This is a genomic window from Streptomyces sp. NPDC045701, assembly GCF_056432045.1.
On sequence record NZ_JBWKJV010000075.1, the window covers coordinates 1 to 13,226 of the forward strand.

Consider the following 13,226-nt stretch of genomic DNA (forward strand, 5'->3'; position numbering starts at 1 on the left):
AACGTGACCCAGCAGCAGATGAAGGACCTGGCCGTCAAGAAGACCCGCAAGATCGGCCGGCCCACGCCGAACTCCCGCTGGTCCAGCGCCGACCTCGCCCAGAAGGCGGTCAACCAGCTCGTCGCCGACAAGGGGGAGGAGATCAGGAAGTGGGTCGCGGAAGCCGGCAAGCCCAACGGGAAGCAGCAGCTCACCCTCACCGGTACGTACGGCACCGGGTCGCTGGGTGACAGCATGGACCACCTGGGCAACTACAGCTCCACCATCAGCAACCGCTTCAAGGTGACCTTGGCCATCAAGAGGGGCCACAAGCCGGCGGCTTCCACGTGCTGACCGCCTACCCGCTGTAAGGGAGCGACCCATGCACGACCCCGTGGCCGTACGGGACCACCTGGCATCGGACTTCGGAGCGACCGACCTGAGCACGTCCTTCCACCGCGACTGGAGCAACTACGCCGACAGCGCGCTGGACCCCGTCGCCCATCGGTACGGCACGCAGGGCGACCCGACGTCCCTCCTCCTGCTCATCGAGGACCTCCTGCGACGGAGGGATTCCGGCCTCAGCGGCGAGGAGATCGGCCTGCTGTGGTACGCCACGGACATGTCGCTCGGCGCTCCGGGGACCCCGGGCAAGGAGCGGGAGTGGCTCCAGGAGGTGTTGTCCTTCGTCGTCCCTCTTGCGCGGTCCCGCGGCGCCTCGCCGGGCTTCTGTGCGACATACCCCGCGTGCGTGCCGGACGTCGTCGACATGGTCGGCGTGCTCGACCAGCGGCAGCCGTGGGGCTTCGCCCCGCTGGTCCCGACACGGCAGGTGCTCGTGCGCTGCGCCGAGACGGTGCGCCCGGAACTGGCGTTCCGCTTCCTGCTCTGCGCCACCGGTCGGTTCTGCTCACGCCTGTCTCCGGCGGCGTACGAGCGGCTGGAGCGCCTCAGCGCGGCGTTCGGACACGACCCGCACGTGGTCGGTGCCGTCCGGCACCTCGTGGACTGACGGGCCGTCGCCCCCGTCGGCATCCGCCGGTGACCATGCGGGCCGTACCCGGCCGGGCGCCTTCCGGCCGGGTACGGCGGCGCATGCTCGGGTGCCGCTGGCCGAAACCTGGCAACCCGTTTGACCCGGCAGCGGAATTCGCACAAGATCAACGTGTATTCGAAGATGATGTGAAGATCATTCCCAAGATTTGGTAGGTGCACATGAAGCTGACCCGCGTGCCGGCCATGGTCGCGGCGGTGGCCATCACCCCCGCGCTCCTGTTTGCCGTCCCGGCGATCGCCGCCGACGGTGGGACGCCGGCCGCTCCGGCGCCGTCCTCCTCGTCCTCGGAGCCGACCCCCGCCGAGAAGGACCGCGCCGCGATCCTCAAGATGCTGGCCAACCCCTACACCGGGCCGGGTGTGCGCGAGGCGGCGCAGAAGGCGCTGAACGGCACGCCCGAGGAGATGCGGACGTTCCTGGAGTCCGGACAGTACGAGGAGCGCCTCGTCGACGACGAGGTGAGGGTGTCGCAGATCTTCAGCAGGGGCGGCCCCGCGGTGAAGGAAGCCGCCAAGAAGGCGCTGAGGGGTACCCCGCAGGACATCGTCGACTTCCTGGAGTCCGGCCAGTACCGGGCGCAGCACGAGGACGACAGGGTGCTCGTCGCCCAGATCATGCACCGGGGCGGCCGCGGCGTGAAGGAGGCGGGCAGCAAGGCGCTGGACGGCACGGCGGCCGATGTGCGGTACTTCCTGAACACCGGGCAGTACGCGGTGCGTCTCCAGGACGACCGGGTGCGCGTCGCGCAGATCATCGGCCTGGGCGGACCGACGGTCAAGGAGAAGGCTCGGCAGGCCCTGGAGGCCGGCACCGAGCAGGCCATCCAGGCCTTCCTGGACACTGGCCAGCACGCCGCGCGCCTCGCGGACGACCGCGCCCGTGCCACCCGCATCCAGGCGGCGGGCGGTCCCGCGGTCAAGGCCGCGGCGGCCAAGGCGCTGAAGGGCACGGCGGACGAGCTGCGCCACTTCCTGGACATCGGCCAGTACGAGGCGCGTGCCAAGGACGAGGCGGCAAAGAAGAAGCCGGCCCCGGCGAAGAAGCCCGCGCCCGTGAAGCCCGCCAAGTCCGTCAAGCGCTGAGCGGCAGCCGGGAACAGCCCGGCACCCCGTGCGCCTCCGAGGCCCGCACCCGGCTAGTGCGGGCCTCGCGGCGTCGCGGGCTCCCGGCCGACCGCCGCGGACGGCCGCGGGCCGCCCGGGTCCGGCGAACCGGCCACGGTGCTCGATTGCGGTGCACACGCCACGGTGCTCGGCTGCGGGGCCACAGGCCGCGGTGCGCAGGCCGCGGTGTGTATGGCTGCCGTGGGCCGGTCGCGGTTGTACGACCGCTGTACGCAGCCGCGGACGGCCCTCCGGCAGAACATTCGCCGCGACGGCGGGCGTAAAAGCCAGATCGCGAACGACCAGCCGGGACAGATCGCCATCCGGACGACCCGACTCCAGAGCCGGAAGATCGATAAGACCCCACCGGCCCTGCGACATGTCACTGCCCAGGCACGACCACCCGTAGGCCATGCCGCTCGCGGTGTCGACCTCAACGACGTACCACTCGCCCCAGGCAGAGAAGTGCCGGAGCCCGACCACCTTGTGCTCATGCGGCTTCAAGACCGTTTCCCACAGCCTCGGGATCTCGGCCAGTACCGCCGGATCCGGGTAGAAACTGTGGCCACGCTCCTCGCGCTACACCTCAGGCGGCCGCGTCGGGGCGGGAGCATCGCCGTGTGCGGGACGCTCGGGCGCGGGCTGGGCTCGGAAGACCACCTCCTCGATATCCGCTTGGCAGACCGAGATCTCTTCGCCGTCCCAGCGCACGGTGTACGCCTCCAGGTCGTCGGGCAAGGTGCGCAGTTCGGTCACCGCCTTGGAGGACCCAGCCCTATGATCGACAACTCTGCACAGGCCGCTGTTCCGGGCCGTGGCGGCGAGCAGCCGTCGGCCCAGGCCGAAGCGCAGATCTGGACGACCCCCGTCGGCCAAAACGAGATGCCCAGCGACGACGCCCAGGTGATCATTGAGGTCACCAAGGCGCAGTTCAGGGTCGGGATGCGTGTCCCGGGCCCCCACACCGGGCAGATGATCAGCGCCTCGACCCGCATCCTGGGCCTCATGGGCTCCGTGGTCGGCCCTCTGGGAGAAGTCCTCGAACTCGTTCTCGTAGAGCTCGGCCATCAGCCCCAGAAACTTGATGTGTGCGTACATCCGCTGATCAAACCGCATGAACCCCCCTTGCGCACAGAGCTGTCGCGCGCTGTGGCTCAGCGCTGGACCGCGTCAGGCCCAATCCAGGCCGAGCTTTGCGAGTGCGGCGCGTTGGTGGGCGTCGAGTTTGTCGCGCCTCTGCTTGGTGTTGCTGTACCAGATGCCGAGTTTGGTCTCGGTCCCGTCAGGCAAGATCACCACTGCGCTCCTCGGCACGGGCCGGTCTGCGCCTTCTCACTCGATCCACTGGGTGAGGGCTGCCAGGCCGCGTTGGAACGCTTGCTGTGCCTTGCTCGGGCCCTTCGTCGCATGCGCGGTCGCCGGGGTGGGAGATGGGCCCTGGTCGGGCTGTACGCCCAGCTTCGCCAGCCGCTGCTGCCGTTCGGTCGACAGCTGCGCCCACGTGCCCGGGTTCTTCTGCCGCTGAAGCCACTTGCCCAGGTCGTCGCCCTCGAACAGAACGCCGGGGGCGATGTGGGGTAGGTGGCCGTCGGGTTCGTCGGCGGCGAGGTCGGCCGATCGTCTTGGTGCGGTAGCCGGTGTCGGCCCAGGCCTTGTTGCTTTGAGGGTGGGCCTTGGCGATGTGAGAGAGCAGGTGGATGTCGTCGGTGTTGTCGGAGACGTTGGCGGCGGTGACACAGACCGCGAGGAGGAGGCCGACGGTGTCGACGCCATGAGGCGCTGGTGCGTCCAGTACGCACGCGCTCGGTTCTGCGTCCGGCCTGCGGGCCTCCCGGACCAGCCGGCGGAGTAGCCCGTTGAACTGAGCGACTAGGGCGCTATCGAGGGGTAGTTGAGAAAACCGTGTCTTGGCTGGCCGGATGCCGACGGTTCTACCGCCACCACGAACGCAAGGCCGAACACTTCCTTGCCTTCGTCGGCATAGCGGCGCAGCACATCTGCTTCCGTCGACTCACCACCTGAGCCGGGCAACTTTGGCGTGGTGCCGACCCGATCCGTCAAAGACCTGAGGGATGGCTGGAAAGCCAGTCGGCATGCCGATGTTGCATGTGGTGGCCTCGGTGGCCGTATGTCGAACAGGAGAGTTCGATCTCGTGGTTCATCGCGGCCGTAGGTGGCCTGATGCATGCCTGTTCTGGCCACGATTCGGCACATCTCCGCCAACAACGATTGGCTTCCGCTGGCGGAAACGGGGGCTCGGGCCTGGTGAGCGGCGTGCGAATGCATGGCATCGAACGCCGCATGTGAGGGTGTCCACTTCTCGCTCTGGACAGGCCCCGGCTGCTGATCGTTCCGCTGGTTGTGATGCTCCTATTGATCGTCAAGAGCTCCGCGACCGAGACGCAAGGTACTTTCACTTCATGTCACTGACTCCCGACAGCGAAGTCCGCAGCCGCGACGAACTGGTCTCCTTCGTGCAAGAGCTGCATCGAGACTTTCTCCGCAATGGGCACGAATGGGAGAATCAGACCCTTGGCAGCTTCCTTGAGGCTCTGGCGGCATGGGTGCATGACTCACCGGGCTGGTACCAGAACGTCGGGAAGGATCTTCCCGACGGCGGAAACTGGACCTTCATGGCCAGAGCGTTGCAGGCCGCCACGGTCTATGAGTGAGTCGTCCACTTTGAACGGTCAGGCCGTGTCGAGCCACTCCCGATAAGCGTTGGCGAGTTCGTCGTCGCGGCGAAGGCCGCGTTCGAGGTTGGAGATGGCGGTCGGCCAGAGTCCGAAGTGGCGGGCGGCAGCGGTGAGCGTGATGTTCTTGGACTGCCGCAGGGGCCGCAGGTCCGCGGTGTCCGGGACGGTGACTGTGGTGGTCAGGCAGCGGAACATTTCCCGGACGATGCCCGCTTCAGGAGCCGGATGATCTCCTTCTTCGTCCGGCCGGCGGCGGTTTGGCGAGCGACGTACTCACGAGTGCGGGAGTTGCCGGCCATACGGACCAGGGCGATGCGGTAGAGGGCCGCGTTGGCGCCCCGGTCACCGCCGCGTGAGAGGCGGTGCCGGTTGGTCCTGCCGCTGGAGGCGGGAACCGGGGCGGCTCCGCACAGAGCGGCGAAGGAAGCCTCCGTCCGCATTCGCTCGGGATTACCGCCTGCCGTGATCAGCAGCTGGGCGGCGGTGTCGGGGCCGACCCCGTAGGCGGCCCGCAGGCCGGGATTGTGGGCAGTGACCTCGCGGTCCAGGGCCCGGGTCAGCTCTTCGTGCTCGGCGGTCAGTTCCTTGACGCGCCGGGCGAGACTTTTGAGTGCAGAGAGGACAGCGATGTGGACCGCGTCTCCGGCCGGCCGCAAACGTGCCAGGGCATCGGTGCGATCCGTCCCTGTGAGGTGTCTGAACTTGGCGCGGATGGTCTCAGGTGCGGCGAAGAGGATGTGGGTGATCTGGTTGAGAGCGGCGGTGCGCGCCTTGACGGCGGAGCGGGCGGCGTTGTGCAGGGCGCGTATGCCGGCGACGGTGGCGTCCTTCGGGGTGCTGGAGGCCCGTCCCGACAGGGCCGCGCGGGCGGCGGCGTAGGCGTCGATGGGGTCCGACTTGCCGATGCGGCGGCGTTCGGCCCGGTCGGGCCGGTTGACCTCGACGACCAGGTGCCCGTGGGAGCGGGCAGCGCTGGTGAAGCCGGCGCCATAGGACGAGGTGCCTTCCACGCCGACCGCGATCACCTGGCCGTGCGCGTTCAGGAAGGCGAGGGCCGCTGCGGATCCCGCGGCGGTGGTGGTGAACTCGGCGTCCGCGAGGTGGCCGCCGTTATCGCTGACGACCGCGACGTGGAGAGTATCGGCATGGGAGTCGACCCCACCGAAAACGTACCGGTCCGCGGTGTCCGTTGCGACCGCTGATGTCATGTCGATGACGCCTTCCAGTCGGTGGCGGCACCGGCCGGGGGCGCAGACAGGACATTGAGGAGGCTTCCGGCCAGGCTCCTATCAGGTCATGTTCCGCCCGGCCGGAGCCATGAGAACAGGTCCCGGCGGTCGGACAGAACAGTTTGAGGACAACCCAGCAGGGCGTCAGTCAGTGCCCGAGCCACGACCACCGGAACCTGAGTATCAGCATCAATGTCAGTGCCCGCTGCTACACCCAAGGACAGGAAGCGAGCCGTACCTGCGGCTCGTGCGCTGAAGGGGAGGGCAGAGCATGTCGGGCAAGGCACCGGAGAGATATGTCCGGGTTCGCAGCCATTTCAGGCGAAGCCTGCTCCCGGCCGGAAGAAAATGAGCGGCTGGAGCATCGCTGCGATTGTCGCCGGCGTCTGGCTGTGGGGACAGGTCGTCGGGTTCGGTGAGTCGACCGATACCCCGGCGCACTCGCCGGCGCCATCCCTCTCGCAGCCGGCGTCACGCTGATGGCGAGGCGGCAACCCAGGCCGCGCATGCCCCGGGACGCGGGGGAGTGGGCCGCGGCCGCAGTCGTCGCCGTGGCCGCAGCGGCGCTGCTCGTGAAGACCGCTGCCGCCGCCTGGACGGCCGCCGTCCAGGCCTGGCCAGCCCTCGCCCTGCTTGCCCGCACAGCTTTGGTCCTTGCGGGTGGCCGGGCGGTGCGCTCGGCACGGGCGGCCCGTGTACGTGCTGCGAGTCTGGCACGTCTACGTCTGACTCTCGCCCAGGTCGACGCGCTGAGCGACGTTCAGTTCGAGTTCGCACTCAGGGACCTGCTGATACGGGATGGCTGGACGGCCCGCCGAGTCGGCCAGCAGGGCGATCAGGCCGCCGACGTCATCGGCCAGCACCCCCAGTACGGTTGGATCGTCATCCAGGCCAAGCACACCAAAGTGGCGGCCAAAGTCGGCTCACACGTCATGTACCAGGTCAAGGGCACCGCCGGCCCCGTCCACGGAGCGGACATCGCCGTCGTGGTCACCAACGGTGGCTTCACACGGGACGCCAAGCGCTGGGGAGACCAGCACCGTGTGCACTGGATCGACCGCGACCGGCTGCGCACCTGGGCACAGTCGGGTACCCCACTACGTGACCTGCTGCGTCTTCACCCTCGCAGGAGCCGGTCACCGCATCTGCGAGTCACTCGCGCATTCGTCCGGAACACCTCACGAGTCCATGAGTCGGAGGGGGGTTCGGGTTCCGCCCCTTCGCTGCTGGGCTCGTAGGCTGACCTGCCGAGCCGTAGTCGCCGTGGCCACCCGGACTCTGACCAAGGCCAAGCCGCGGCACATGGAGGAACGGCGGCGAGGCGACGAAGCCGACCGCCAGCTGCGGCGTTCCCGCGATGGCGGACACGCGCCGACGTGACGAGGGCCGGGCCTGGGCCCGGCCCAGAGCAATGACCGTCTCACGGCTCGGCTCCGTCCCGAAGTACGTCCCTGGCACCGTCAAGCGGCTGTCCCCACCAGCGCCAGGTCGGCTGACCGATGGCCGCCTTACCCGCCAACGCGGACGGCGGCTGGCCGCTCACCGGAACGGGGAGGATCATCCCGCTCCTTCCCGGCGGTGGCGCCAGCGCTCCGGCGAACACTGGCGCCCGATGCCTCCTGAAGGCGACGCCAAGAACTGCTCAGGAAACCGCAACACGAAGCCGGTGTGGTCTGGGCCCGAGGCCCGGACCACACCGGCCCGTTTTAACGCTACGCGCGCTTACGGTGCTCGCTTCACATAACGCGACAAGAGCGCCTCGGCTCTGCGGTCTACTTCAGCCTCTGGCGCAAGCGGCCGCAGGTCAGGATCCAAGCCCTCCAGCAAGGTCAGGGCTTCTTGTAGAGGGATTCCGAACGCCTCCGTCAGAGCTCGCACCAGCTGCAACGGGGTGAGCGTGAACGTGTTGTCATCCCTGAGTGCTTGGATTATCGCGAGAAAACCGGAACCTTCCGCCGCCATTCTCCGGATGTTTTCCACTGATCTTTCCACGGTTGTATCCCTTCTATCTCTCGAAGATAGCCTCGACATTCGTATAGTGCCCCGGCTCTCCCTCGGTCTTCGTAATTGTGATCTTGGTGAACCCGTACCTGGCTGCATTCTGGCCTGTGAAGGCCCCTGCGGCTGCCTCTTCCGGGGTCTTACCCGCGCGGAGCAACTCATTGAACTTGTTGAGGTTGGTCGGCATGGCCGGCACCCATTTGCCCCGGATGGCCTTAATGGTGTCGGGGCCGTAGTGGGCCATGACATCGTCGAACATCTCGAAGCCCCTAGTTTTGCTGTCGTTCCTCTCGACGGCGATATCCAGCACTCCGTCTTTGGCGTCGGCCATAATGAGTCCGTCGCCGTCATAACCCTTCGCGAACGAGCCGCAGGCCCACTTGGAGCTGCCCGCCTTGGCGTGCCTGGAGGCGGTGCGCTGCACGGCGATCCGCTGCGTCGCACTCGCTGCCTTGCAGAGCTTGTTCACCTTGAACAGCTTGCGCAGGGTCTCGTACGACTGCTCCACCCACTTGAGCTTCGACTTGACGGTAACGTCCCCCAGCAGTTGCCAGCACGAGGCCAGGTCGAGGTTGTCGGCGCACGTCTCCAACTGGCCCAGTCCGGTCAGGGCCATCGTGACCTCGTGGAGCTCCTGCATAGCCGACTCGAAATCAGCGGCGGAAGCGTTGATCTCGCACAAAACCCAGTTGTGTTGGCACCAGCGTGGGTGGTTGGTGTAGTAGAGGTCGCAGCCTACATAGCCACAGCGGTAGATTTCCCGCGCCTGGGCGCCCGCGTCGTTTTGCGCCTTCTCCTTGGCGCTGACGGCGGTCTTCCGGCGCTGGTCCTCCTCCGCCTTCAGCTTCTTGACGGCGACGGAGTAGGCTTCTTTGGCCGCTGTGAGGGCTGTCTTGGCGTCCTTGCCGGCCGCGGTGGCCGACGCTCGGGCCTCGTTCGCCGCCGACCAGGCCATGGACGCGGATGCCTGCGCCATCTCTGAGGAGACCGTCGCTGTGGCGGCGGACGCGGCGGCGTCGCGCGCGTCGCGATCGGCGTCGGTTGCCGCTTTGCGGGCCGTCCTGGCTGACTCGGCGGCCTGAGCGGCTGACGCCTCGGCAGCCTTGGCATGCTGGCCCGCCTCGGCGGCGTGCCCCTTGGCCTTGGTCTCCGACGCGCTCGCCTGCCGTTTGTACTCGGCTGCTTCGGTCGCCGCCTTGCGGGCGAGTGCCGCGACTTCCTGAGCCTTGGCGGCGTCCTGCTGGGCGGTGGCCGCGATCCCCGCCGCCTCCGCAATGAGCTGCTGGACCTGCGCGACGTGGGTTGCCGCGAGTACGTCCTTGCGCTGGGCCATGAACTGGCCCTTGGCGACAAAGACGTGCAGCGCCTGCGGTGAACCTTCGAGGGCCATCCGTGCCGCGGACTTTACCTCCGGACCGCCGGAGGAGATCAGCTGGGCAGCTCTGACCCGCTCATCTTCGGTACGGGCAGTGTGCTGCGTTGTGAGCAGGAACTCCCGGTACACCGCCGGGGTTGCGGCCGCCAGCGCCTTTTTTGCCGCGTCTTTCAGGATGGGCCCACCGGTCGAGGCAACCTGGGCGATGAAGACCCGGAAGTCCTCGGCACCCGCCTCGTACTGGCCTTTCGTCAGAAAAGCGTGGACCGTGGCCGCATCGCCCGTCAGGGCCCTCTCGGCCGCCACCCGCACGGCCTTGCTCATGCTGTCCTCGGCCAGCCGCTCGACCTGGAAGCGCTCGTCCTGCGAGCGAGCTTCCTGCCAGCCGGTGCGAATGTAGTCGACGATGTACGGATTCGGGCTGGCAAGCGCCACCTCCGCGGCGGCGCGACTCCAGGGACCGCCGTACTTGACCGCAAGGAGCGCGAGCTTGCGGCCGTCGGCCGCGACCTGTGCCACATCCGCTCCAGGCTGGGCCGCAGCCACGGCCAAGCGCTGGGCCTCGCCGTCCCTCTCCTTGGCCTCCCGGATCGCCTCAGCCGCGGCGGCCCTGCGCCCGTCGTCCTGCTGCTTTACGTCCTTCGCCTGCTCGATACCCGCGTTGGTCCGCCCGAGTAGCTCCTCGGCCTCCACCTCGCGGGCGAGCTTGAAGATCTCCTGCGCTTTAGCCACCGCCTTGGACGCTGCGTTGGCCGCAGCGGTCGCGGCATTGGCGTGCGACGTAGCCCTGGTGGCGGCATGTGCGGCTTCACCTGCGTGCTCAGCAGCCTCGTCGGCCGCCTTCGCAGAGGCATTGGCGTGCGCGGCGGCAGATCGGGCCTCATCGCGGGCTTGCGCCGCCGCGGTCGCGGCCTTGCGGGCGAGGACCTCGGCGGCAGTCGCGGCACGGTTGGCTTCGGCGGCGTGACGCTTGGCGGTAGCAGCGGCCCGGCGGGCCTCGGCGGCCTGCGCGCTGCTCTGATTCGCGTAAGTGCTCGCATTGACGGCTGCGTTCGCTGCCGCGTCGGCGTTCGCGCCCGCGCTTATGGCGGAAATCGCCGCACTGCCGGCCGCAGCCGCAGCCTTGGACGCTTCGTCCGCGGCGTCAGCTGCGAGGTTGGCACCCTTGGCGGCGGCGCGAGCCTCCTCAGCCGCCTTGCGGGCGGCGGCAGCGTTCGTAGCGTCACGAGCTGCGTCCGCCGCCGCGCCGCGGGCCTTCGAGGACGCGCGTGCGGCGCCCGCGGCGGCGGCGGCGGCTTGGGAGGCGGCGCTCGCCGCGACGCGGGCGGAGTTGTTAGCCGCGCTGGCGGCCGAGATGGCCTGTTGGGCAGCGCTTGCCGCCTGTTTGGCGGCCGAGGCCGCGCGTCCTGCGGCGGCTGCAGCGTCCACCGAGTCCTTCTGGGCCAGCGAGGCTTCCTTGGCGGCCTTGTCCGCCGCTACCTTCGCCATGGAGGCGGCCTTCACCGCCTTAGCGGACGCTTCCTTGGCGGCCTCGGTCTCCTTGGCGGCCTGACGGCCTGCCTGCCTGGCCTGCTCGGCCAACTGTGCAACGGTCGTCCGCTCCTGATCCCGAGTGCGTGCCACGTACTGGCCGACGTCCAGGAACTCCTGGATGTCGGTCGGCGCCCCATTCAGGGCGAGCCGGCCGGCCGCCTTCACGTTGGGTCCACCGGTACTGATGATCTGTGCGAGTCTGACCCGGTTGTCCTCTTCACGCTTGGTGTACTGGCCTGAGGCGAGGAATGTCTCAACGTCCCTGGGGGTACCGTTCAGCGCCGCCCGTCCCGCCTCCTGGACTGAAGGGCCGCCCATGCTTATGACCTGCGCCACCTTCACCCGCTGGTCCTGCTGCAACGGCACCTCCCAGCCGGACGCCAGGAACGATTCAAGGTCCTCCGGCGTGCCCCCGAGCGCCGCACGGGCGGCTTCCAGGAGTTGTGTGCCACCGATGCCGGCGAGCTGGGCCGCGGTGACGCGACTGTCCTCGTGGCCGATCTCCCGGGCGGTGGAGAGGAGTTTCGCCACATCGGCGTCCGTGCCGGTTAGAGCTGCTTCGGCGGCAGCCCTGAGGCCGGGGCCTCCGGTCTTCCATAGATCCACGACAAGGCCGCGCTGGGTGAGGGGAGTGGGACTGCCGCTCTGACCGCTGTACAGGCTCTCCTCGGACAGGGGGTCGTCGGCCGCAGTCGCCGTGCCTCCCAGTAACCCCATTAGAAGGGTCAGCGGCAGCAGACTCGCGACCAGCACACGCGCCGTTCTGCGAGCCCTCCCCTCCGTCCGCGGCGTACTAAGTATTCGATTCACAGACACTCATCTCGGCTAGAGGCGACGGGCGTTGCCGTACGCCCGATATCAGAGACCAGATCATAACGCTCGTGAATCATTTGAATGGTGAACGAAACTAAAATGGAAGGAGGTGCTCCGTTATAGTGATGGAGGGGCCCCTTGGGGGTCCGAATATTGGCTATCAAGGTCGGGGCATTATGTTACATATGGCAAAAATGCGACACAGTGTTAAGCGGAATTTGGAGATCCTGTTGACCTTCGGTGATTGAGGAGGTTAGGCTGGCTGGCGATATTACTCTTCGGTAAATTTATGGCGACTGCCCGCGCCTATGCAGGTGTCGTCTCTGAAAGGAGTGTGCGGTGGCTTTCCGTACTCGTAGCGTCCTCATTTCGGGGATTGTCGGCGTCCTTGCCGCGGGTATCGGCATTCCGCTTGCCGTCGCTGATGAACCTTCTGGCCTCGCTCCGGCCGACCCCCTGCCGTATGCAGTGGAGGACTACGGATACCCCGGTGCGACCAAAATTCTCGCTACCCAGGGCATCATGCTGAAAAAGGGTGACGGGCGCATTCTGCTCGCGGAGTGCGACGCCACTGCCGGTCAGATTAAGGTCCACACCGTCAAAGATGGCGCGGCCGGCCGCCAGGGCGCCTATTGCTTCCATGCCACTGCGAAGTCCGGGTACGTCACCCTCGAACTTCCGCGTGTCTTCGCCCTTGAGACCGCCGAGCACCCCATTAGCGCTGAACTGAGTGCGAATGGCTCGACGACCACCGTCGACGTCCCGAAGGGCGGCTTCGAAAGCGTCGGTGAGGGCAACAAGGGTGGGCCGCAGTCCGTTCTTCTTGAGATCCGCGTTACCGGCTGATGTCAGCCCCTTGAGTGCAAGTGCGCAGCCCAGCGTGATCACTGCCTGCCTGGTCCCCGTATCACACTAATGGTGACCGTTATGGCGCTGTACTTGCCAGTTCCCTCGCGCCGACCTCGTCACCCCCTCCAATGTCGATTGTTGTGGTGAGCGCGTAACGAACCGTCGGTGGCGACGCTGCTGATGGCTGCCGTTACGCATGCCAAGCGGGCCTGCCAGTCCGCGTGGTGTGCCACCTCTTGCTCCGTGACGCTGCCCTATACCCCTGCGTCCTCGCGGGATCACGCGGCGGTGATTCGGCGCTATGCCGCAATTATCCATGCGCCTGAGTGAGGTGCATACGTCCTTCCCAGTCCCACAAAGGAAGATCCTGACCGTGTATCGTAGACGCACCCGTCCCGCCGTGCTGGCTATGGTCTTGGCCGCCAGCGCAAGCGCCGCTGTGCTCAACGGCACCGCCTCCATGGCCGTCACGGGCCCGAACGCCTCCGCCGGTACTCAGGCGTCCGTCGCCCGTCTCCACATCGGCGACGGTGATGCCGCCCGCTCCTGCTCCGGCACCCTGGTCGACGGTCAGTGGGTTCTGACCGCCGC

11 protein-coding genes and 3 pseudogenes are annotated in these 13,226 nt (G+C 67.6%); 7 read left to right on the forward strand and 7 right to left on the reverse strand.

The genetic code is table 11. The features are described from left to right. The 3 genes and pseudogenes from AC07DW_RS31205 to AC07DW_RS31215 all read left to right on the forward strand — a co-directional run. Window positions 1-333: pseudogene (locus AC07DW_RS31205) on the forward strand (RNase A-like domain-containing protein); the annotation flags it as partial. Window positions 334-361: 28 nt separating this feature from the next. After that, window positions 362-991, forward strand: coding sequence for a hypothetical protein (locus AC07DW_RS31210; protein WP_478861023.1), 630 nt, complete (start codon window positions 362-364; stop codon window positions 989-991). 203 nt (window positions 992-1,194) lie between these two features. After that, window positions 1,195-2,118 (forward strand): ALF repeat-containing protein, encoded by a 924-nt coding sequence (locus AC07DW_RS31215; RefSeq protein ID WP_478861032.1) that lies wholly within the window; start codon window positions 1,195-1,197, stop codon window positions 2,116-2,118. Window positions 2,119-2,718: 600 nt separating this feature from the next. Here the strand turns inward: AC07DW_RS31215 and AC07DW_RS31220 are convergent. The 4 genes and pseudogenes from AC07DW_RS31220 to AC07DW_RS31235 all read right to left on the reverse strand — a co-directional run. Beyond that, on the reverse strand, window positions 2,719-3,255 hold the full coding sequence (locus AC07DW_RS31220; RefSeq protein WP_478861024.1) for a hypothetical protein: 537 nt from the start codon (window positions 3,253-3,255) through the stop codon (window positions 2,719-2,721). A gap of 54 nt (window positions 3,256-3,309) precedes the next feature. After that, entirely contained in the window at window positions 3,310-3,435 is a 126-nt protein-coding gene (locus tag AC07DW_RS31225) for a hypothetical protein (RefSeq protein WP_478861025.1), read from the reverse strand. Between the two features lie 36 nt (window positions 3,436-3,471). Next, window positions 3,472-3,711, reverse strand: a complete 240-nt coding sequence (locus AC07DW_RS31230; RefSeq protein WP_478861033.1) for a helicase associated domain-containing protein — start codon at window positions 3,709-3,711, stop codon at window positions 3,472-3,474. A gap of 43 nt (window positions 3,712-3,754) precedes the next feature. Next, window positions 3,755-4,003 (reverse strand): annotated as a pseudogene (locus AC07DW_RS31235) (IS5 family transposase); the annotation flags it as partial. Here AC07DW_RS31235 and AC07DW_RS31240 point away from each other — a divergent pair. Both AC07DW_RS31240 and AC07DW_RS31245 read left to right on the forward strand, forming a co-directional pair. After that, window positions 4,000-4,161, forward strand: a pseudogene (locus AC07DW_RS31240) (IS5/IS1182 family transposase); the annotation flags it as partial. The pseudogenes AC07DW_RS31235 and AC07DW_RS31240 sit on opposite strands and share 4 nt — an antisense overlap. A gap of 398 nt (window positions 4,162-4,559) precedes the next feature. Continuing rightward, complete coding sequence (locus AC07DW_RS31245; RefSeq protein WP_478861026.1) at window positions 4,560-4,811, forward strand: DUF7660 family protein; 252 nt, start codon at window positions 4,560-4,562, stop codon at window positions 4,809-4,811. Window positions 4,812-4,829: 18 nt separating this feature from the next. On the opposite strand, the gene AC07DW_RS31250 is transcribed toward AC07DW_RS31245, so the two are convergent. Together AC07DW_RS31250 and AC07DW_RS31255 are read right to left on the reverse strand one after the other, a co-directional pair. Beyond that, window positions 4,830-5,030: an XRE family transcriptional regulator gene (locus AC07DW_RS31250; RefSeq protein WP_478861027.1), complete on the reverse strand. Its 201-nt coding sequence runs from the start codon at window positions 5,028-5,030 to the stop codon at window positions 4,830-4,832. Next, on the reverse strand, window positions 5,015-6,043 hold the full coding sequence (locus AC07DW_RS31255) for an IS110 family RNA-guided transposase (RefSeq protein ID WP_478861028.1): 1,029 nt from the start codon (window positions 6,041-6,043) through the stop codon (window positions 5,015-5,017). Before AC07DW_RS31255 ends, AC07DW_RS31250 begins: the two co-directional genes overlap by 16 nt. Before the next feature lie 500 nt (window positions 6,044-6,543). Between AC07DW_RS31255 and AC07DW_RS31260 the strand changes: the two genes are divergently transcribed. Continuing rightward, entirely contained in the window at window positions 6,544-7,302 is a 759-nt protein-coding gene (locus tag AC07DW_RS31260; RefSeq protein ID WP_478861029.1) for a restriction endonuclease, read from the forward strand. A gap of 767 nt (window positions 7,303-8,069) precedes the next feature. Here AC07DW_RS31260 and AC07DW_RS31265 read toward each other — a convergent pair. Beyond that, on the reverse strand, window positions 8,070-11,726 hold the full coding sequence (locus AC07DW_RS31265) for an ALF repeat-containing protein (protein WP_478861030.1): 3,657 nt from the start codon (window positions 11,724-11,726) through the stop codon (window positions 8,070-8,072). A gap of 399 nt (window positions 11,727-12,125) precedes the next feature. On the opposite strand from AC07DW_RS31265, the gene AC07DW_RS31270 reads away from it, so the two are divergent. Further along, on the forward strand, window positions 12,126-12,632 hold the full coding sequence (locus AC07DW_RS31270) for a hypothetical protein (RefSeq protein ID WP_478861031.1): 507 nt from the start codon (window positions 12,126-12,128) through the stop codon (window positions 12,630-12,632). The last annotated feature ends 594 nt before the right edge of the window (window positions 12,633-13,226 follow it).

Bases quoted from the DNA above. Each gene is read 5' to 3' on its own strand.
- AC07DW_RS31210 (WP_478861023.1), top strand. From the start codon at position 362: ATGCACGACCCCGTGGCCGTACGGGACCACCTGGCATCGGACTTCGGA.
- AC07DW_RS31215 (WP_478861032.1), top strand. From the start codon at position 1,195: ATGAAGCTGACCCGCGTGCCGGCCATGGTCGCGGCGGTGGCCATCACC.
- AC07DW_RS31220 (WP_478861024.1), bottom strand. From the start codon at position 3,255: ATGCGGTTTGATCAGCGGATGTACGCACACATCAAGTTTCTGGGGCTG.
- AC07DW_RS31245 (WP_478861026.1), top strand. From the start codon at position 4,560: ATGTCACTGACTCCCGACAGCGAAGTCCGCAGCCGCGACGAACTGGTC.
- AC07DW_RS31250 (WP_478861027.1), bottom strand. From the start codon at position 5,030: ATGTTCCGCTGCCTGACCACCACAGTCACCGTCCCGGACACCGCGGAC.
- AC07DW_RS31255 (WP_478861028.1), bottom strand. From the start codon at position 6,043: ATGACATCAGCGGTCGCAACGGACACCGCGGACCGGTACGTTTTCGGT.
- AC07DW_RS31260 (WP_478861029.1), top strand. From the start codon at position 6,544: ATGGCGAGGCGGCAACCCAGGCCGCGCATGCCCCGGGACGCGGGGGAG.